The organism is Candidatus Thiodiazotropha sp. AKAK2 (assembly GCF_058244685.1).
Genome location: NZ_JBSYOP010000015.1, coordinates 196,579 through 216,189, shown reverse-complemented (window position 1 = coordinate 216,189; position 19,611 = coordinate 196,579). Strand labels below are relative to the sequence as shown.

The window sequence follows — 19,611 nt, the reverse complement described above, 5'->3', positions numbered from 1 at the left end:
GCAAACCAACGATTGGGATTCAAAAAGCTCTATTCTTTATCCGGTTTGGCGTTGAGTTGATTCTTCATCACATGAGATTGTTACAGCAATCTCCTGGTTTACATGTTTTTCATCGATCAGACAGGCTTTGGCGCCATCAATGGAGGGCATTTCATACATCACTTTCCGCAGCAACCCCTCCATGACGCCACGCAATCCTCTGGCGCCGGTGCCTCGATCGAGCGCCTGACGGGCAATGGCCATCAATGCATCCTCCGTGAATTCCAGTTTGACCCCCTCAAACTCAAACAGCCTCTGGTACTGCCGCTGCAATGCATTCCGGGGTTGTGTCAATATTTTCACCAAGGCATGTTCATCCAGGTCATGTAAAGCGGTAATGACCGGAAAACGACCAATAAACTCTGGTATCAGGCCAAAATGGCGTAAATCCTCTGGCTGTACCTCTTCAAAGAGTCTAAGTTGATCATTGGCCTTGCTTGTATCCGAGAGATCGACATGGAATCCGATCCCACCTTTACCGGTATTCATCCTTTTCTCCAGCAGACGCTCAAGCCCGGCGAAAGCCCCGCCTGCAATGAACAGGATGTTCCGTGTGTCGATAAAAAGCTCTTCACCAGACTCTTTTCTACCCTTCTGACTCAATTTTACTCGGGTACCTTCCACCAGCTTCAACAGGGCCTGCTGCACCCCTTCTCCCGAGACATCCCGGGTTCCGTGGGAAGATTCACCGGAACGGGCCAGCTTATCGATTTCATCGATATAGATAATTCCCCATTCGGCCAGTTCCCGATTGCCATCCGCACTGTCTAGCAGACGCACAATGATGCTTTCAACATCTTCGCCTACATAACCGGCCTGGGTCAGGGTTGTTGCATCGGCAATTACAAATGGCACACCGACGACACGCGCCAGAGTGCTTGCCAGCAGGGTTTTTCCGGTTCCAGAGGGACCAAGCAGCAGGATGTTCGATTTCTCGATCTCGACTTCCTGGTCGTTACTGGTTGGCATCTGAGTATTGTTGTGCTCCATGCTGAGGCGTTTGTAGTGATTGTAGACCGCAACCGCCAATGTCTCTTTTGCCAGCCCCTGCCCAACCACATAGCGATCCAACTGCGCTTTCAGCTGGGTCGGTTTAAGCATGTTTTCAAACGGTTTACTGGTAGAGCGACGTCTACCCCAGCTGGCAACAACCTGAGCTGCAAGACGTACGCACTCCTCACAGATATGCCCCTCTATGCCGGCAATCAGTGGACTATCCGCTGTCTGTTGTTCACCACAGAAAGAGCAATGTTTGTGATTATCAGTCATTGTTACTCACATGGCCTGGCTAGGCTGGAAGTTTGGCTTGCAGACTGTTTAACCAGGACTTCTGACAATTACGTCGTTGGCGTTCAGTAAGAATTTCGCGGATCCTTGGCGCTGCTTTTGATAACGGTACACGTTTTGCCGGTTTGATCTTCTCACAATAGAGGATATGCAATCCCAAATCCGACTCCACGATCGGGCTGATTTCATCCATCTGCATGTTAAACAGCTCTGCATCCAATGCTTCATAGAGTTGCCCCCTCGATACCTCTCCCAGTTTGCCACCCTCCATCGCAGTGGGACACTCAGAATAACGTTTGGCAAACTGATCAAATCGATTCACTCGACCGGCGAGTTTTTCAATTACACTCTCCATCCGGCTATAGGCTGCAGGCCGGGTATTCTCAGGAAAATCAGGGTTAATCGTAATCAGAATGTGACGGGCGATTCGTGTTTCAGGGGTCTGAAAGCGATCGTGATGCATTTCGTAAAACAGCTGGATATCGAGATCATTGATATCAGCACTTCGAGAGGCGACTTTCTGCATCACTCCGTCAAACAGCAGTTCTCGATAGAGTGCACTGCGTAGGCCATCCAAATTCAATCCATTGTCCTGCAGGTCGCCGGTGAACTCCTCATCAGTTTGATAACGTTCAGCCACATCCTGAATAGCACGATCCAATTGCTGCTCGGAGATAACCACAGTTTCTGCTTCTTTGCTAGCGATCACCAGAGACTCAAGATCAAAACTTTTTGTCGCTATCTTGTAAACAACTTCATTCTCAACCGGGTTGAGTTGTGTCAGGTTCTTCTGGTACTTACTCAGTGCATTACGCAACATGTGATAGCTGAATACCGGTGAAACCTCTGGTTTTTTTTCAGCCAAGTTCATGCTCCCTCCTCAAGTCCGGGATTCAGAAAATCCAATGCACTTTCAGGTACCAGCAGGGTTCTGCCACTAAAACGGGCATGGTATGCGGGACCACCCGGATTATCTCTCAAGGTCTTTTCGATCTCACCTTCATCCCCTGGTCTGGCAATCACATCGCCTTTCAGTACCAGCGGAATCTTTGGAGTGATCTTGTCTCGGAATTCAAAACGGGTTGGTATCCAGGGATCACTTTCAAGTTGCAACTCCTGTTCACGACAACCCACCCGCCGGTTCTGCTCAACAAAGTCAACTGAGTAGATCAATTGATCCTGCAGAAAGGTACCCACATCCCTTACGTAACCAATACTGCCCCGACGGACTAACAGTCGCCCGGTAGCCTCACCGGGATAGGTGCCATCATTACGCAGGTTGCGAATCACGCGAACTGCTTGGCCATATTCATACTTTGGACGCAAGACTATCCACCTGCTGGCTAAGATCCATGAGTGGCACACTTACTGTTACCGGTTCGTGCATATGGAAAACTTTAAAGACCTTCTCGGTCAAAGCATCAGATTCGACAAAATCACTGTATGCACTGCTCAACATTCCTGCATAGAGTTGATACTTTTCATCATCACTCTCAGGCATGGCACTGATCTCATCCAGGTAGTCATGAAAGCGCTGCAGAATATGCAAACGATTGACATGCACCACAGAAGCGTCGTACTCGATTTCAAAATAGTCCAGAAAGTCCTCAGCGCTGCTGAGTTCATCCATATCCAGCTCGAATTCACTCTCACTCATCATTCAGCTCCTGTAGCTTGTGTTATGCTGATACACTGTCGGTTTGACAGCTCAGCGCGTTACGGACAACTTCAAGCAGAGCCAGAGCGCCAAGGCGGTCCTTGGAATCAAGTTCTGCTACTTTTTCAAGACGTTCCAGTGCCGATTCATATTTACCCAATCTCAGTTCCAGAAATCCAGCTCCCTTCAGGGCCAGCATGTAGAACCGGATCAGTGTCATTGAAATCATGACACCACTACCCAAACGTCCTTCGCTCAGATCACGCCAGTCAACGGGAAATTCAAGCCTTTTACCGATTACCACCAGAACCCGTTCAGCAACGATCAGGGCTTCAGTCAACCGATGCTGGTAGTAGAAATAGCGGTAAAGCGCCACCAGTATCATCGGATGTTCCGGTTCCAGGAAATAGGCCTTGAGCAGCTCCTTTTCCGCTTTTTCTTCACCATAATTCTCAGCCGCACTATCCAGGCACTGTTTGGCTTCTGAATTTATAGCTTCGTCGAAATAGAGGTCCTCGCTATCGAAATCGAGAAGATCTACTGTCATTTCACTGACTCCGTGACTAAAGATTCTGGATTAACTGGTTCACAAACCAACTTGGCATCGCATCGGCGGCACTCGTCCTCAGGTTTCTCGCCACCGGGTAGACAGCCATACACACCAACTTCCCCTTCCAGGATTCGAATCCGTTCCAGCAGACAGTTGATCGCTTCGGCCACTGGATCCGGAATCAGATGGTGGTTTAGATCGAAACCATGTTCACTGTTAACACGCTGTGTTTGAACAACTTTGGCAGGTATGCCGACAACGGTTTTATTTGCAGGCACGGCTGAGACCACGACAGAATTTGCTCCGACCCTGACCTCCTCTCCAACCTCGATGGGACCTAGAATTTTCGCCCCGGCACCGACCACTACCCGATCACCAAGTGTCGGATGACGTTTGCCTTTGTTCCACGAGACACCGCCCAGGGTAACGCCGTGGTAGAGCGTTACATCATTCCCCACTTCAGCCGTCTCACCGATCACTACTCCCGTGCCATGATCAATAAAAAAGCGGCGCCCTATGGTAGCCCCAGGGTGAATATCGATACTGGTCCAGATTCTGCCGATGTAGGTGATGAGTCTTGGAAGATAACGCCAGCCCCGCTTCCATAGGCGATTGGCCATACGGTAGAGCATAATCGCATGTACCCCAGGATAGGTGGTAATAATCTCCAGGCGGGTACGAGCTGCAGGGTCACGATCGAATACACAACGGATATCCTCACCCACCATTTGCCAGACTGACCCTGGGGTGGAGGGTGTGCCAACATCAGCAATCGCGTCACTGTTGATCATTGACGTGTCCACTCCTGAGCGTCCTGATTGATTTCCAGGTAGAAGCGGCGTAAATCTCTTGGTCCTGGTGGTTGCTTATTTTGTACAGCGTGGAGTCTCACCCTCATCAGCAGTGATTCTGCCTGTGACCGATTGAGGGCCATTCCCATGTCTGCATAAGCCTGTATGACCGCATGACTACCGGAGTGCTTACCTAAGACAAATTGATGATCGCGTCCCAATTCAGCCGGATCGACACCCTGGTAATTGCGTCTATCCTTCATCAGGCCATCCACATGGATGCCGGCTTCGTGTGTAAACACACCGGCTCCAACCAGGCTTTTTTGCCATCCGACCTTTCTGCCGGAGGCGTATTCAACCAGTTCTGACAGGGAAGAGTATCGTGTCATGTCAATCTCATGTCCCTGATCGTGAAAGCGGCGCAATCCCATCACCACCTCTTCAAGTGGCGCATTTCCTGCACGTTCACCCAGACCATGTACGGTAGTATTCACATGTGTAGCACCACCGCGAATGGCGGCTAGGGTATTGGCAGTGGCGAGACCAAGGTCATCATGAGCATGCATCTCTATCTCGATATCCGAAATAGCACGAAGATCACGGATGGCATCGTAGACCTGAAAGGGTTCCATGATCCCAACGGTATCTGCAAAGCGAAACCGTCGCGCACCAGCGATTTCCGCCTGTTCGACCACCTGCCAGAGAAACTCAGGATCAGCTCGGGAAGCATCTTCTCCGCCAACGCAGACTTCAAGGCCTAAATCCAGGGCTTCCTTGATACAGGGTCCGATCTGTTCAAGCACACACTGCCTGGAGCGACCAAGCTTGTTACTGATCTGTTGGTCTGAAACCGGCATCGAGAGATCAACCATCTGAACACCTAAACCACGACAGTGGTTGATATCCTGACTGTGCATGCGACACCAGACCATAAGCTTTGCATGATTTACACTCATGGCGACAGACTGAATCGCTTCCCGCTCTTCAGCACCCATTGCCGGAATGCCAACTTCCAGTTCATGGATACCCAACTCATCGAGTGAGCGACTTATGGCTAGTTTTTCCTGATGGGTGAATGACACCCCGGCAGACTGTTCACCGTCTCTCAGGGTAGTATCGTTGATGGTGACTTTGGATGGTTTGGATTGCATAACGGTCTCCTTGTTAATAAGGAGTTTGCAATCACTGTGCCATGATAATTATATTTTATTTTTCAGCAAGATACGTTACTGACAACATTTGACTGAGTGTTTGGTTACTACGAATTGTAGGAAAGACGACAATCCCGCAATGGCTGCTGTCGTCGCGACGGGATTGTCTGTAGATCAGCTGGATACATGACTATTCAGCGGAAACGCCTTTTTCACCGTTGTTTGAGTTCCCTGCTTTGAGGTAGTGCAACTCATTTCTAAGGTAGTCACACTCTTCGATCAGACTCTCTTTCTCCAATACGATCGAATCCAGATCCTGACTCAGTATCTCAATTGCACTCTCGTGAATCTGATTTTCCCGCAATAGCAGATCTCTCTGTTGAGCCAGCTTTTCAGCCTTTCTAAGTTTTAGTTGAGTTGCTTTCAATTCGTCGAGTACCGACTTGATTTCAACACCCCCATCAGCATTCAATTGACGCTCCATCTCCAGTTGCACCTCTTTTAATCCTTTGATCTTTTGTTTCAGAAGCCTGTTTTCCTGATGAGCACGCTGTAGGGTATCTTCATCCCTGTTTTGTGATGTTGCAGTTGCTAGCTGATGACGTAAAGATCCATTCTCCTGCTGTATGGATTCAAGTGAAGCCTTCAGTTCCGCTTGTATGGCAATAGTCTCAGTCTTTTGTTCATCCAGCTGTTTTGCCAATTGTTCTTTTTCGAGACTCAGAGAATCCTGGTTTTTCTTCATTATATGTATGGTCGTTTTGGCCATCTTTGCTTCACCCTGATATTTATTCAGGTTCTCTTCAAGTGCTGCCTTTTCTCCCTCCAGGCTATGTATTATCTCAACTTGAGTTTGTTGTTGATTATCGAGTTGTGCCTGTAGAGCTGTTACTTCTGATATCAGCTCATCTTTTTGTGCTGAGAGTTGCTGGTAATCATGGGCTGCCTCTTCCGAGTTTACTTCAGTCAAGTGTGTTTCCAACTGCTTTTTTAATTCGATTATTATCTTCTGGTCTTTATCTGCAGTAGCAGCCATACGCTCTTTTGTATCACGCAGAATCTTTTCAGTCTCTTGTAACTGATCTTTCAATAGACGAATGGTATTACGCTCCTGCTGTAACAGGTCCTCTTGATTTAGCCGTTTTTGTTGCTCACGCTCAGTCTCACTGCGAACTCTATTTAATTGCTCATTCAGATGTTGAGATTCAGCTTCGAAACGCACCTTCTCCTCTTTGAGCTTCAATTTCCCGGATTCCAGCGCCAGATTAAATTGTTCCTCTAATCTGCTGTATTCGACTTGTGCCTTTTGTTGCTCGTCCTTCAGTTGTTTTTCAGATTCTGACTCTAATAGTTGAAGTTGATGCGTGAGCTCTTCGACTTTCACTTGTAGACCGGTCAGTTCCAAATTGGCCTGCTGTTTCTCATTTTCCAAGGCTTCATCCATTTGCATACGAAGCTTGTTGTAATCTTGCTTAGCCTTTTGTGTTACCTCTGACAGTTGCTGATCTATTTGATCGCGTGTGATCTGCAATTGCTGATTCAATGACTCATTTTCAGCTGTTAATTGCATCTGTTGATCAAGGGCTATTTGTTTTTCTGCCTCAAGAGCCTGGCTCATACGGTCAAGATCCAGTTGTGAACCTCTACGCGCCTGTTCTCTCACCTGATCCAGCTCTACTGAATGCTCTCTCTCTATTTCAAACAATTTCTTGTTCAGCACATCTAATTCATCCTGTAGTGTAGTTTTTTCTTCCGTGCTACGTGCCCTTTCAGCTAAAACAGCTTGATCCTTTGCAAGAATCATCTGTTCTCGGAGTGACGTCAATTCTGTCTTTGTCAGCTGTTTTAACTCGTCGAGTTGTCTCTCAGCGGTTGCCTGTTTTTCTTGCAACTCTTTTTTCAGATCCTCATTCATTGCCATCAAATGTGTCAGTTCACTCTCAAGCTTTTGCTTTTCAGATTCCACCGCCAGATTCATCTGTTGTTTCAATGAGATGATTTCCTGTTCAGTCTGATACCGCGCTTCATCCAGCTGTTGGTCAGCATCTGACTGTATCGTTTCTACTGTCTGTTTGAGCAGCTCTATCTCATTACCTAAACGACCCTGCACCTCCATTGCCTGCTGTTGTTCAGCCTGTACGGCCTGTTCCAGAGTAAGGGTCATGTCTTCCTGTAGTTCCTGAAGATCAGTTTGTGCTTTATGCCGAGCCTCAGAGAGTTGCTGTTTTGCATTCGTACGGGTTCTATCCAACTCAAGTTCGAGTGCTTTGATCTCGTTGTTCAGCCGGGTCTGTAACTCATCGGTCTGTTGTTGTTTGGCCTCGAGCGCAGATTCCATGGTATGGGTCATCTGCTGTTGAAGTGATTCTGAATCGCGTTGCGCTTGTGCGCGCACCGTCGCAAGTTGCCTGTTCGATTTGTCCTGTGAGTCACGCAATTGCTGTTTCAGTGCAGTAACTTCTGATTGATTGCGTAACTGACCCTCTTTTGCCTGCTGATGCTCGGCTACCAGTGCCTGATTGCTCTCCTGCAACTGACTGAACTCACTATTCTGATATTCAATCGTAGATTCCAACAGCGATTGAGACTCTTTCAACGCCTGTATGTTTTGATTTGCTGACTCAAGTTTCTGGTTTACATTTTCTAGGGCTTTGGAATGTAGTTCTTCTGTCTCTCGGATAATCTGTGTCCTTGCTTTCAACGCTTGCTCCAGACCCTCTATACGATCATCCAGTGATTTCGTCTGTTCAACAAACCTTAAATTATGCGCTGTTTCAGCCTTTAGACTTTCTGCTAGTGCGATCTTCTCCCGTTGTAACCGTTGTCGTGATAACTCTTTCTCCTCAATTCTCTTTTTTAGAGTTTTCACCTCCAATTTTACTTCATTGACTCGCTCCAGCTGACTGTTTTTTATATCCTCGAGCTCATTTTTCATTTCCATCATTTTTTTGGGGGACTGTGACTTAAGCTCATCCTGTTCTGGTTTGTCATCATGAGTGTTGCTTGAAAGCTGACTGCTTTGCTCTAATTGCAACTCCTGAGATTGCCGATGATTTCGCATCTGCTTGCTCGATTTATCCATATTTTTCTGTTGCTTTGTTTTTGAAGAGGTTTCAAAATCGATAGGATCCCAGTGTGGTCGTGTGTAACAGTCAGCTGGTTCACTACGACTTACACCGCAGAAAGGGGGATTGCTCTGTAGCACTTGTGCGGATCTCAAGAACCATAGATCAGGGATTTGATGATGGTGTAAAAACAGAGCCGGGAGAGATGAGGTTATGCCGGAACAATCTCTATCGAGTATCTTTAACTGAGCCATGTCATAGCTGTTTGCTATATCAAGATATGACCAAGGTGTGGGGTATTTTGACTGAGAATCAGTAGATATTGTGTAGTTGGGACAGGCCAAATTGTTTTTTGCCAGTCCACTATCCTGTGGAGAATTCCTATTTTCATATGCGTGATGCATCTACGATCCTCGTATCTCAAACAGCTGTTACATCGGTCTCCATGATAATTGGCAGCTGCCGATTCTTTTTGCAATCAATCCCTGATCACCCAAAACCTGATTAATAGTGTCGCTTACACGCCTCACAGCTCTCATAATATCCTACGTGGATGTCAGAGCCTCCTTATTTACGACTGCAGAGAAAGACTTAACGCTTCAGGCCCTTGTAATACTGTAAACAGTTAAATTGTAGGGAGCCACTACAACCCAGACTTGGCAGTTTATTTTAGACTCAATCTAAACAACTGATATTATTAAAGATTCCATGGAGCTTTTTATTAGAACACCCATAAGGCACCATGAATCGTGACGTAAGTCTCATTTTCTTTTTAATCTGGCCAAGAATTGAGCAGGAATGTTTTCTCAGAAACTTAGTGAATCCTGAGCCTATCGTGGGATCGAAACTGATGATCTGTCGCTTGATCCATCACTCAAGATAGGCACCTGATAAGTAGATGAAAGAAGTTTTGCCCTTACCCTCTGTTGTTTGATAGAGGGTAAGAGCTGTCTGTGGATTTTCAGAAAAATGCAGCACGCTGGGGTAAAGAACGGAGAGGAGTCAGCCAATTCTGAATAAACTATGCATAACTGGGTGCAAATGCCTTTTCAGGCTCTTCCACAGGTCCATCACCACTCCAGTAGGGGGAGAGCTGACGCAGTTGAGCCACAATGGGTGGCATCGCATCAATTACCCGCTCTATTTCTTCCATGGTGTTGTAGCGTGAAAGGGATAACCTGACTGAACCGTGGGCAGCTGTAAACGGAATATCCATGGCCCGCATTACATGTGATGGTTCCAGGGAGCCTGATGTGCAGGCAGAGCCACTGGAGGCAGCGATTCCCATCTTGTTCAACAATAAGAGAATGGCTTCGCCTTCGATATACTCGAAAGCGATATTGCAGGTATTGGGAAGTCGATTATTCGGATCTCCAGTTACAAAACAGTGGCTTACTTTCTCAAGGATCCCCTGCTCCAAACGATCGCGCATCGCCTTTACTGAGGACTTTTCGTATTCCATTGCTTCCATTGCCATTTCACAGGCCTTGCCAAGTGCAACGATCGATGCGGCATTTTCAGTACCGGCCCGACGCCCTCTCTCCTGATGTCCACCTCTTAGGAGCGGACGGAAGCGTACGCCTCTTCGTAGGTAGAGTACGCCAATCCCTTTCGGAGCATGTAATTTGTGGCCTGAAAGGGAGAGCATATCGATACAGGTCTCTTTCAGGTTAATCGGTAGCTTGCCTACCGCCTGGACCGCGTCTGTATGAAACAGCACGCCAGCCTGGCGCGCCAATTCGGCCATCTCTTCGACAGGGAACAGTGTGCCACTCTCATTATTGGCCCACATTATAGAGACTATCGCAACATTGTCTGACAGCAGTTTGTAATACTCCTGAATATCGAGGCGCCCCCTACTGTCCACTTTCAAATAGTGAACTTTGTAGCCCTCTTTCTCCAAGTGTTCACATAGGGTGAGTACTGCCGGGTGTTCCACCACCGTGGTAATGATCTCCTTTCTGTCAGGCTGAGCTTTGAGTGCTGACAGTATTGCAGTAGAGTCCGACTCAGTACCACAGGATGTAAAAATTATCTCCGAGTCGTATTGCGCTCCCAACAGTGTCTGGGCCTGCTTGCGGGCTTTCTTCAAAGCTCGCCCTACCTTATCGCCAAATTGATGCAACGAAGAGGGATTACCAAACTGCTCGGTAAAATAGGGCAGCATCTCACTAACTACTTCAGGTGCTACCATGGTAGTGGCATTATTATCCAGATAGATGCCTTCAGATATCTCTTTACCACTCATGTCTAGGCCTCCATCGCGGCTCGGCGAGCCAGTTCTTCGGCGGGCAGGACCTGAATGAACTCACCAAGACCTTCTGCCAGATGCTGTTGTATGCCGCCCAAAGTCGTTGCTGCCATCTGGCAACCGGCACAGGCGCCTATCATTTTCACGTAGATGTATTTACCATCGACTTCGACCAGTTCGACATCGCCATGGTCTCGCTGCAGATTCGGACGAATCTCGTCCAGCAACTCTTCGATACGTTTCATCCGTTGCAGATTGGTCAGTCCGGACTTTGGTTTCTTTATCTCTCCAGCGACTGCATTGGGGTCAAAATTTTCACCCTTCTCAGCCAGAATTCGGGTCAGAATCTCCTCTATCCCTTCATGACAGGCAGAGCAACCACCACCTGCCTTGGTATAGTTGGTTACCTCTTCCACTGTGCGTAATCCATTAGCGCGAACTGTCTCTTCGATCATAACTTCATCGATGGCGAAACATTTGCAGATCAACGCCCCCTCTTCATGATCATCCTTCCACTCCTCACCACGGTAGTTGGCAACAGCAGCTTGAAGTGCTTCCCTGCCCATAACAGAGCAGTGCATCTTCTCCGGTGGAAGTCCATCGAGATAATCGGCAATATCCTGATTACTGACACTCAGAGCATCATCGATTTTCATACCCTTGATAATCTCGGTTAAGGCAGAACTTGAAGCGATGGCTGAACCGCATCCAAAGGTTTGAAAACCTGCATCAAGGATAACTTCGCTGTCCGGGTCGACTTTCAATGTCAGTCTCAAGGCATCGCCACATGAGAGGGAACCTACATCACCAATCGCATTGGCATTATCGACAGCACCTGCATTTCTCGGGCTAAAGAAATGCTCCTGAACCTTTTCTGAATAGTCCCACATATCTTTACTCCTGATTGATTAGGCGGAAAATGAGTTGCCGCAACCACAGCTGTTGGTTGCATTTGGGTTTTCGAATTTAAAGCCACTACCTTCCATGCTATCGAGGAAGTCAACGGTAACGCCGTTCAGCATGGGTGCGCTGAGGGGATCGACAAAGATCTTAAACGCTTCTATCTCGATCACTGCATCTTCATCATTGGCATGCTCTTCAAGAGCCATACCATATTGCAGTCCTGAGCAACCGCCACCGGTTACAGAGATTCGCAATCCCCCAACCGGGGTTTCAGAGCCGTTGATGAAACGGCTGATTGCCTTTTGAGCATTTTCTGTCAGTGTAAGCATGGTCATTTTCTCCGTGGCAAGTCTCTTGCATCTTTACTTTCCAAGATAACTGCAAGGCCTGTGCCACGCACCCCACTCGCAGCTTAGTTATTGTTTTTAAAGTGATTGTCGTATTTTTACTTAATATTCATGTTTGATAGACGACAATCCCCAGAATCGACACAGGTAACAAAACCTACAATGGAAGAGAAAATGACACTTGAACAATTAACTCCAGGCGACTTGGTCTATGCGGCCAGTCATATTTATAACGATGGTGGTATACCGGGTATTCCTCAGGATGCCTTATTAGCTGAGCCTGGCACTAAAGGGGTGATCATTGAGACCGGTCATTTGGAAGAGAGCCCTGAAAGGGTTCTCTATCTGGTGAGATTTGAAGACTCAGAGCTCAATCTTGGCCCACCTACAGGATGTTGGCCAGAAGAGCTTTCAACGACAGAAATTGAGAAAAGCTAAGCCCACGAGTCTATCTAGACCAACGGCGCCAGTTGATCTCATCATGCCAGCGGCCTGTTTGTATGATTTGTCTACCACGTAGACTGCCCCGATAGAGGTAGATCCAAGCTTGACCCCAAGGGGTTGGAATGAGTTCTCTTGTATAGGCGCGGGGATAACCTTCCAGCCTGTCAAGATGGCTCATGGTCAGGGCATCAACAAGAAAGACCTCACCTGAAATCGAAGTGCTACCTCTTTTCACCACACCAGGGTAGCTGCCCAAATGGTACATCTTGTAGACAGGTTGAGTTTGGTGATTGCCAAGATAGCTTGCACTGTTGAGCAGATCATGATTGACCTGAGCCCTTCTCAAAGTGCCGTAAACGAATACTCTTGACGTCGATATCATTGCAGTAAAATCTTATTGATTTTATTCAGGCCTGTTAACAGACCCTAACTATACTGCTGATTCGCTACGGTTTCACTCATTAGGTTGATGAATGAATGAAACAGACTTACACCGTCTGTTAATCAAAAACCCGATGCTTTATGAGAAATTCAGACATCTAGGCAATTCTGATTCAACCGCCAAGTATCAGTTCATAAGCACAGCGCAGAAGTTCAAGCTCCACACCCGGCAGTCCTCTGGCTTGGGTCAGATCAATGAATTGTGCATTTGACCTCTCCACTTCCACAAAGGGCGGATCTGTAGTAGTGATACCGGCCAATAAAATATCAATATCCTCACCCGGCACCTGGACTGTCTGCCGGTACTCACTTTCAAAAACCAGAGTATCGCTTGGCAATCCCAATCGTTTTTCAGTTTCAGTTAAAATAGCTTTCGGATGAAACACAGTGTCGGGCCGAGAGGCAACAACCGTTGAAAGATCCGGTAAAGGTGCGAAGGCGCATACAGTGTTGTTATCAAACTTAAGAAATCTGGTACGAGCACTGGTTGCCTGCTTATGATAGAGAATGACACGATGGTCCATATGACGTTCTGTTTAAAACTCTATTTAGGAACTGCCAGAAGCCTGGGTTCCGCCTTTATTACAGCATCATTACCCCAGGCATTGACCGCTTCAACAAACCAATCTGGCTTGGTCGGATGTGGCATAACAATATCGTGTTCAACAAAAAAACTGCCATCTGCGTGAAACAGCAGTGTACCGAGTCGGTACCCCTTCTCGTTCATCCAGTCTCCGACCAGACTGAATTCACTATTCGAAGGGTCTCTTTCCAATCGATAACTCGCCTCTTGTGGTGATTTCAATAGGTTTTCGGAATTGGAGAAACCAAGCTTTATCACTTCTTCATAGAGCCGTTTGTGCACACTATTGGCAAGTTTTTCTATCTTATAAAAACGTACCGCAACTGATTCATCCATTGTTTTGCTCCTCAACAATAGCATCTAACAGATCACGAATAACATTCGCTCCCACCTGATCAGCAGGGTCAATCAAGCTCAACTTACGCAGAATCGAATCTGCCTCATCCGGTTTTTCTTGGCGCAGGCGAATAAAAGCAAGCGCTTTGAGACCGTAAAGATAGAAACGTTCAGGGCCACGTGGATTATCCCAGTCAGCAGAACTTGAATTCAGTTGTCGCCAATCCTGATTGAAATTGCCTTGCTTTGCGGCCAGGCACAATGACTTGATAACCAGTTTTTCTGCGATTCCAGTCTCACCCTGGTAGAAGTGAAACTTGTAACGAGCGATCAGTACTTCGATCTGCTCTGGAGCAATTTGTTCTGCATGAAGCAGAGCTTCCGAGGATGCCTCCCGTGAGGAGATCAGAGACGCCGCTCTCTGCAATTCAGCATTCGCATCCGGCTCTATATCGAAACCGAAATGCACCTCATTGCCGATTAACCGCACGACATTCAATGGGCGCTCTGATCTGTTGGAGCTCTGATTCAAGCCCAAAATTCCTCAGCAACTTTTAGCCGCTCTAGCGGCTGATCATTCAGTAGATGCTCATCATATATGGCTGCAACATCCTGTTTTGAGACACCGCCATACATGATCCCTTCAGGATAGACCAGTACAGACGGTCCTTCACTGCAGGGACCGAGACAGCTGGTAGTCGTAACCTGTATCTGGTCGAACAGTTGGCGCTGTTGAAGCTGCCCATAGAACTCCTCAGCAACTTCAGTACAATTCTTTTGACTGCAAGATGGCCTGGGATGCCCCATCGGTCGACTCTGCACACAGACAAAGACATGTTTCTTCGGTTTTGGCATGATTACACTCCTACGTCTTGTCTATGCAGCAACAGTTTGAGGTTGATGGGTAAAGCACTTCTTTGGACAAATACGCGCACAGGAGCCGCATCCGATGCAGTCCATCGTGTTCTTTAGGCTCATCACCATCGCGGTGTCATCTGAGAAACCATCATCATCATCGCCATAATCGTCATCATAATCATCATCGTCGTCGAGCAGTCCTTCCACATCGTCCCGATCGATCAGATCGAAGACATCACGGGGACAGACCTTGAAACATCGACCACAACCAATGCAGTTCTGTTGATTGATATCCATTACAAATGCGGGAGTGTACTCTTCACCACCACGGGTTAAACCGGTAATTACTGACATTGGTCTATCCTCAATTCATCTCTGCAGCAGCTGCTTTGTAGACGGCTTCGGCTTCAGCCCAGGCCTGACATGCATCGTAAGTGGCTTGTGCTATTGCGGGTATCTCTTCATAGGCAGCAGGCAGACGGTCTTCCACCAGGTCATGAAGTTCGCCTGCTTTTTCAGTAGCAATACGCTTGGCACGCTTGGAAGCTTTGTGTATGGCTTTCAACTCTTCTTCGGTCATGATCTACTCCTCACATACCCGCAACTTTTGTATGTTGTCCGATGATCTCCAGGGCCACCGAAAGCAGTTTGTCAGCCTCATCTTTCATTTTTGAAAGTGAAGCAAAGCCAAAGCGATGCACATCGCGCAATGTTTTATCCATAACCACCAGCTTACCAACGGTTATCAGCGAGCGGCCGAATCCTTCGTGAGTCAGATTCAACATGGGAACTGCCATCAGGCCACACTCTTTTTCAATAAGCGCTGAAATCGCGTTATAAAAAGCTTTCACCCTGGATAAGGTGATTTCATCCGGATCACCAATCACAGGAATCTCCCGCTTCTTCTCCTTGGTCAGGACAAATGGTTCCAGAATCTTGGCTATTGGCCAATCATCGTAGGTACCATAGGTATCGATGGCACGCATCTGGCGTACCATCTCCTTGGCGAAGTCGGTCTCCAGGACCGGGTCGTCTTCGCTGATCAGCACAACGGCTTCATTCATCAGTTTAACTCCTCATATGTTTCGGAAATACGACATGCTTATAACTGTTTCCCACAACTTTAAGCAGCTGTGGCCCATAGCCTGGTGTTGAAACGCCCCTATTTGTGATCCAGCGAACCAGTAACAACCCAATCGACAAACCGGCCAGCGCTAAAAGGCTCTGCATGCCATCGTTGATTCCTAATGCACTGCCCATCAGGGTTATGGCCAGCATCAATACGAGCGGTAACAGATAGGCCAGCACAGACGCCTTTGCTATTAATCTGCCAGGAACTCCAATCACAACCTGGTCGCCAGGCTTGGCTTCTAAACCGTTATCGATTAACAATTTGTTCTTCTGCACGCCAAACAGCTTGGCGACCACAGAAGTAGTACAGTTTGAACTGGCGCACTGGGAGCAACCGCTTCTCGAGTCGGTCTCTATCCAAATCTTATCGCCGACGACGCCGATAACCCTGGCTGACTCTTCAAGCATCTCCTGGTCTGTCATCGTCTACTCCTCCCAGCCTTCCTGTTCCATTTCATCAAATCTTGAGGGGTCGGCGGGAATGGTGTTGTTGATCGCTCTGGCCAGCCAACTGCCAGGTCCCTCCCTGAGCTCCTGCTGGAGTGACTCAAGCAGAGAGGTTATAGAGGCACCAGGTGATATTTTCACCGGCTGAATACCTTTCAGTTTCAGTTGGTTGATTGCTGAGGCACCCACAGCCTGGCTATACACAGCAATACAACCCTTCAGTGCATCGATCTTGGCAACCAGCTTATCTTCGTTGCCATCCATATCGAGCTTGCCGAACTCAACCGCTTCGACGAAACAGACCTTCTGTTGGTCAAGGGCATAGATAGCGAAACTCTGGGCGGCACCAAAATGTTGGTCCACCCGTTTCATATCACTGGTTGCAAAGGCAACTTTCAGGGCTGTCTCCATCCATTTATCCTCAGTGGTGCAGCCCACGAGTTGTAGCCGTCGAGTTATGCTCATCTGTCACCTCCCGAAAGTCTGTCTTTTGTGCGTAGATGGAACGGTAAGGAGAGATCTCACCTTTTTCCAACGTGAGCATGAGATTGGCCAGATCAAACAAAGTCTGACGACTGCCCCGGTAACCGATCCAGGTTTTCTGATAACCACCCAGGAAGTCATATTGGGGAAAGCCGGCACGCAGCAATGGAATACCCAGGCGCTCAGCACTCTCAGTGCCATGAGAATTGGTAATCAGGATTTCTGCACCACCCGCTTTGGCCATCTTCTCCAGATCTTCCAGATCACCGATCTTCACCTTCTCGGAAGCAACCAGTTGTAGAGATGGTGAATTTATCGGTGCAACGGCTGCCACGGTTTCAGCACCAACCCCAGCCAGCATCTGACTCAATGCAACCAGGTGATCAGGATCCGTTGCCAGAGCAAAGCGAGCCATACCCAGCATGAAATGGCTGTCGAGCATAGCGTCCTGCAACTGAGCCCGTTGACGTTCCAGTTTTGCAGGGACCGGCTCTTCAGAGATTCGATGCAAGCTGTCAATAAAGCTATCCATCGCCTGCAGGCCCATCAGGTGATCAAACCGATAGTCAGGTACTCCGGTCAGTTGCTGCAGAGCATCGGCTGCTTTTTGCAAGGATTTGCCAACCACCAGCGTGGCTTTGGCATCGCCGAGGGTTAACATCTCTGACACCTCTGTACCACCGATGGTAAGTGGGGAAAACTCATCCTCACCCAAATGACCATCCAGGGAATCTGACAGGTCGGGAATCACCACGGGGCGTAAACCAAAGGATTCGATGATCTCCTTCAGCTCTTCCAGGTCTCCCGGAGTCAGTGAAGCACCGACCAGAACATTGACTTGCCGATGACGTCTGCCTGGAGCGGTATTGGCTTCTCCCGCTGCCGGTACCGTGGTTTTGATAATCGCTTCCACTGCTTTGGCAAAACCACTCTCCAGGCAACCGGTATAATCTGGTGTGGTTACCGGTACGACCGGTATGGTATCGAACTGAGGGTACTTGTCTCGAAACATCTTCAGTGCCATGCGGACATCACTGCCCTGAGTCTCGGACAATCCGGTGGTGGGCACCCCGAGCAGCATTGGCTGATTCTTTTCCGCAATTGTCTTTAATCCTTCAACCACACTCTCTTCAGAACCCATGACCGTTGTCACCTGGTCCATCGCAGTGGTCTGCAGTGGAATGGGTTCACGGAAGTGCCTTACAAAAAAAACCTTGCCAAAAGCAGTACAACCTTGAGAGCCATGCAACATGGGTATGGCACGACGAAACCCGAGAAAAGCCAAAGCGGCGCCGATGGTCTGACTGGCTTTCAGAGGACTTACAGAGAGCGCCTTGTTACGTTTGATGATCTCAGTCATGCCACTACCTCCTGGTCTGATGTGGATTCGGCTGTGGAGGGTCCCACCACCCAGGGTGCAGGAGTACGGACCTGAGGCCAGACAGGACTCTCGATGGTCAGCACCAGTTGACGTGCCAGCTCCACCATGCCCTGATAACCGGCATAACCGAACTCACGTTCCTGGTTGATATCAAGAAAAGGAATGCGTGCCTTGAGCGCGGTATACATATTGCGCCCCCCTGCAATCAACACATCCACATTTTTTTCATGAACAATATTGATCAGGGCCCTTGGATTACCCTCTTCCAGCATGACGGCATCCTGCCCCATCAACTCTTTGATTCTGGCTTTATCCTCTTCAGTGGATTTTTTGGTACCGGTTGCCACCACTTCCATGCCTAAATCCTGCAAGGCTGCGATCACAGACCAGGATTTAACTCCTCCGGTATAGAGCAGCACCTTACGCCCGCGCAATTTCTCCCGCCAAGGCTCGAGCAATTGATCAATTCTCGTCTCTTCACGGCTGATCAGTGCCTCAGTTCTTTGGCTTAAATCCTCATCGTCAATCACCCGGGCAAAATCGCGCAGTGCCTGAGAAACATCTCTAACACCGTAAAAGCTGCCTTCGAACCAGGGTGTACCAAAAGCTTCCTGAAGCTTACGTGCGACGTTGATCATCGCCTTTGAGCAGACCATCATATTGACGGATGAGCGATGCATCGTCTGAACTTCGCGAAATCGTGCATCACCTGACAGGGTGCAGAGTACCCGCAAACCCAACTCATCCAGGAGTGGTAAAACATGCCAGAGTTCACCGGCAATGTTATATTCACCGATCAATGAAACATCATGGACCTTGATACCTTCCCTGACAGCCTCTTCAGGCAGTGGATCCGGTTCTCTGCTACCACACACATGTTTGACCATGGATTCGCCTGCAATGCGATTACCCAGGTTCTTGGTGCCGTAAAAGCCGGCAGCATCGACCGGAACGACAGGCGTACCCCATCGCTCTTCAGCGGCTCTACAAACAGCCTCGACATCATCTCCAATCAGTGCGGGCACACAGGTGTTGTAGACGAAAACGGCCGCTGGTTTGTAATTATCGACAGCCTGTTTGATGGCATGAAACAGACGCTTTTCACCTCGCCCCATGATCACATCCTGCTCGGTGAGATCGGTGGTCATGCCGACACGAAACAGCCTGGAACCGCTCGACCTGGTACCCCGGTTATCCCAGGAGCTACCGGCACAAGCAATTGAACCATGAACGATATGGGCCACATCCGCGATCGGTAACAGTGCAATCTGAGCACCATCAAAGGCGCATCCACCAGCGGTAGCCCCAGGTTTCGGCTTTGCACAACCCGACTTTGATTTCTTGTTGTGCGCGCAGGCCGGTTCGTCGAGTAGAGCGGCAATATCTTTCTGTTTCATGTGATGGCCAGGACTCCATTAGGATTGATAAGCACTCATATGCAATCCATATGCCACCACTTATCTTGT

Annotated in this window: 24 protein-coding genes; 1 reads left to right on the top strand and 23 read right to left on the bottom strand. The window is 48.3% G+C overall.

Annotated features, from left to right (window positions below):
* Positions 1-36 precede the first annotated feature (36 nt).
* The 11 genes from clpX to AC4IE8_RS04880 form a co-directional block, all read right to left on the bottom strand.
* Complete coding sequence (gene clpX, locus AC4IE8_RS04930) at positions 37-1,308, bottom strand: ATP-dependent Clp protease ATP-binding subunit ClpX (protein ID WP_068994876.1); 1,272 nt, start codon at positions 1,306-1,308, stop codon at positions 37-39.
* 19 nt (positions 1,309-1,327) lie between these two features.
* Positions 1,328-2,197: a nitrogen fixation protein NifM gene (nifM, locus tag AC4IE8_RS04925; protein ID WP_490790451.1), complete on the bottom strand. Its 870-nt coding sequence runs from the start codon at positions 2,195-2,197 to the stop codon at positions 1,328-1,330.
* Positions 2,194-2,652, bottom strand: a complete 459-nt coding sequence (locus AC4IE8_RS04920; RefSeq protein ID WP_068994874.1) for a nitrogen fixation protein NifZ — start codon at positions 2,650-2,652, stop codon at positions 2,194-2,196. Before AC4IE8_RS04920 ends, nifM begins: the two co-directional genes overlap by 4 nt.
* Entirely contained in the window at positions 2,636-2,983 is a 348-nt protein-coding gene (gene nifW / locus AC4IE8_RS04915; RefSeq protein WP_068995103.1) for a nitrogenase-stabilizing/protective protein NifW, read from the bottom strand. The genes AC4IE8_RS04920 and nifW overlap by 17 nt, the downstream gene beginning before the upstream one ends.
* Before the next feature lie 22 nt (positions 2,984-3,005).
* Complete coding sequence (locus AC4IE8_RS04910) at positions 3,006-3,530, bottom strand: hypothetical protein (RefSeq protein WP_068994873.1); 525 nt, start codon at positions 3,528-3,530, stop codon at positions 3,006-3,008.
* Positions 3,527-4,324 carry a serine O-acetyltransferase gene (gene cysE, locus AC4IE8_RS04905; protein WP_490790450.1) on the bottom strand — a complete coding sequence of 266 codons (798 nt, stop codon included), beginning with the start codon at positions 4,322-4,324 and terminating at the stop codon, positions 3,527-3,529. Before cysE ends, AC4IE8_RS04910 begins: the two co-directional genes overlap by 4 nt.
* Positions 4,321-5,475, bottom strand: a complete 1,155-nt coding sequence (gene nifV, locus AC4IE8_RS04900) for a homocitrate synthase (RefSeq protein WP_068994871.1) — start codon at positions 5,473-5,475, stop codon at positions 4,321-4,323. Before nifV ends, cysE begins: the two co-directional genes overlap by 4 nt.
* A gap of 190 nt (positions 5,476-5,665) precedes the next feature.
* Complete coding sequence (locus AC4IE8_RS04895) at positions 5,666-8,944, bottom strand: coiled-coil domain-containing protein (protein ID WP_490790449.1); 3,279 nt, start codon at positions 8,942-8,944, stop codon at positions 5,666-5,668.
* 617 nt (positions 8,945-9,561) lie between these two features.
* Entirely contained in the window at positions 9,562-10,788 is a 1,227-nt protein-coding gene (nifS, locus tag AC4IE8_RS04890) for a cysteine desulfurase NifS (protein WP_490790448.1), read from the bottom strand.
* A gap of 2 nt (positions 10,789-10,790) precedes the next feature.
* Positions 10,791-11,681: a Fe-S cluster assembly protein NifU gene (gene nifU, locus AC4IE8_RS04885; protein WP_490790447.1), complete on the bottom strand. Its 891-nt coding sequence runs from the start codon at positions 11,679-11,681 to the stop codon at positions 10,791-10,793.
* Positions 11,682-11,699: 18 nt separating this feature from the next.
* Entirely contained in the window at positions 11,700-12,023 is a 324-nt protein-coding gene (locus AC4IE8_RS04880; protein ID WP_068995101.1) for a HesB/IscA family protein, read from the bottom strand.
* Between the two features lie 192 nt (positions 12,024-12,215).
* On the opposite strand from AC4IE8_RS04880, the gene AC4IE8_RS04875 reads away from it, so the two are divergent.
* Positions 12,216-12,479 (top strand): nitrogen fixation protein NifZ, encoded by a 264-nt coding sequence (locus AC4IE8_RS04875; protein WP_068995099.1) that lies wholly within the window; start codon positions 12,216-12,218, stop codon positions 12,477-12,479.
* A 10-nt stretch (positions 12,480-12,489) separates the two neighbouring features.
* Here AC4IE8_RS04875 and AC4IE8_RS04870 read toward each other — a convergent pair whose 3' ends face one another.
* The 12 genes from AC4IE8_RS04870 to nifE form a co-directional block, all read right to left on the bottom strand.
* Positions 12,490-12,867: a gamma-glutamylcyclotransferase family protein gene (locus AC4IE8_RS04870; RefSeq protein WP_068994867.1), complete on the bottom strand. Its 378-nt coding sequence runs from the start codon at positions 12,865-12,867 to the stop codon at positions 12,490-12,492.
* A 172-nt stretch (positions 12,868-13,039) separates the two neighbouring features.
* Complete coding sequence (locus tag AC4IE8_RS04865) at positions 13,040-13,450, bottom strand: hypothetical protein (RefSeq protein WP_490790446.1); 411 nt, start codon at positions 13,448-13,450, stop codon at positions 13,040-13,042.
* A gap of 20 nt (positions 13,451-13,470) precedes the next feature.
* Complete coding sequence (locus AC4IE8_RS04860) at positions 13,471-13,845, bottom strand: hypothetical protein (RefSeq protein ID WP_068994865.1); 375 nt, start codon at positions 13,843-13,845, stop codon at positions 13,471-13,473.
* Positions 13,838-14,314, bottom strand: coding sequence for a hypothetical protein (locus AC4IE8_RS04855; protein WP_490790445.1), 477 nt, complete (start codon positions 14,312-14,314; stop codon positions 13,838-13,840). Before AC4IE8_RS04855 ends, AC4IE8_RS04860 begins: the two co-directional genes overlap by 8 nt.
* Before the next feature lie 59 nt (positions 14,315-14,373).
* The gene (locus AC4IE8_RS04850) at positions 14,374-14,700 is read right to left on the bottom strand and encodes a (2Fe-2S) ferredoxin domain-containing protein (protein WP_068994863.1); all 327 of its coding nucleotides are present in this window, start codon (positions 14,698-14,700) and stop codon (positions 14,374-14,376) included.
* A 21-nt stretch (positions 14,701-14,721) separates the two neighbouring features.
* Positions 14,722-15,057: a ferredoxin III, nif-specific gene (fdxB, locus tag AC4IE8_RS04845; protein ID WP_068994862.1), complete on the bottom strand. Its 336-nt coding sequence runs from the start codon at positions 15,055-15,057 to the stop codon at positions 14,722-14,724.
* A gap of 10 nt (positions 15,058-15,067) precedes the next feature.
* The gene (locus tag AC4IE8_RS04840) at positions 15,068-15,283 is read right to left on the bottom strand and encodes a CCE_0567 family metalloprotein (RefSeq protein WP_068994861.1); all 216 of its coding nucleotides are present in this window, start codon (positions 15,281-15,283) and stop codon (positions 15,068-15,070) included.
* A gap of 10 nt (positions 15,284-15,293) precedes the next feature.
* The gene (locus AC4IE8_RS04835; protein ID WP_068994860.1) at positions 15,294-15,767 is read right to left on the bottom strand and encodes a NifX-associated nitrogen fixation protein; all 474 of its coding nucleotides are present in this window, start codon (positions 15,765-15,767) and stop codon (positions 15,294-15,296) included.
* A 4-nt stretch (positions 15,768-15,771) separates the two neighbouring features.
* Positions 15,772-16,257, bottom strand: coding sequence for a SoxR reducing system RseC family protein (locus AC4IE8_RS04830; protein ID WP_490790444.1), 486 nt, complete (start codon positions 16,255-16,257; stop codon positions 15,772-15,774).
* A gap of 3 nt (positions 16,258-16,260) precedes the next feature.
* Positions 16,261-16,692 (bottom strand): NifB/NifX family molybdenum-iron cluster-binding protein, encoded by a 432-nt coding sequence (locus AC4IE8_RS04825; protein ID WP_141694617.1) that lies wholly within the window; start codon positions 16,690-16,692, stop codon positions 16,261-16,263.
* A gap of 10 nt (positions 16,693-16,702) precedes the next feature.
* Positions 16,703-18,124, bottom strand: coding sequence for a nitrogenase iron-molybdenum cofactor biosynthesis protein NifN (nifN, locus tag AC4IE8_RS04820; protein ID WP_490790443.1), 1,422 nt, complete (start codon positions 18,122-18,124; stop codon positions 16,703-16,705).
* Complete coding sequence (gene nifE / locus AC4IE8_RS04815) at positions 18,121-19,542, bottom strand: nitrogenase iron-molybdenum cofactor biosynthesis protein NifE (protein ID WP_068994856.1); 1,422 nt, start codon at positions 19,540-19,542, stop codon at positions 18,121-18,123. Before nifE ends, nifN begins: the two co-directional genes overlap by 4 nt.
* Positions 19,543-19,611 lie beyond the last annotated feature (69 nt).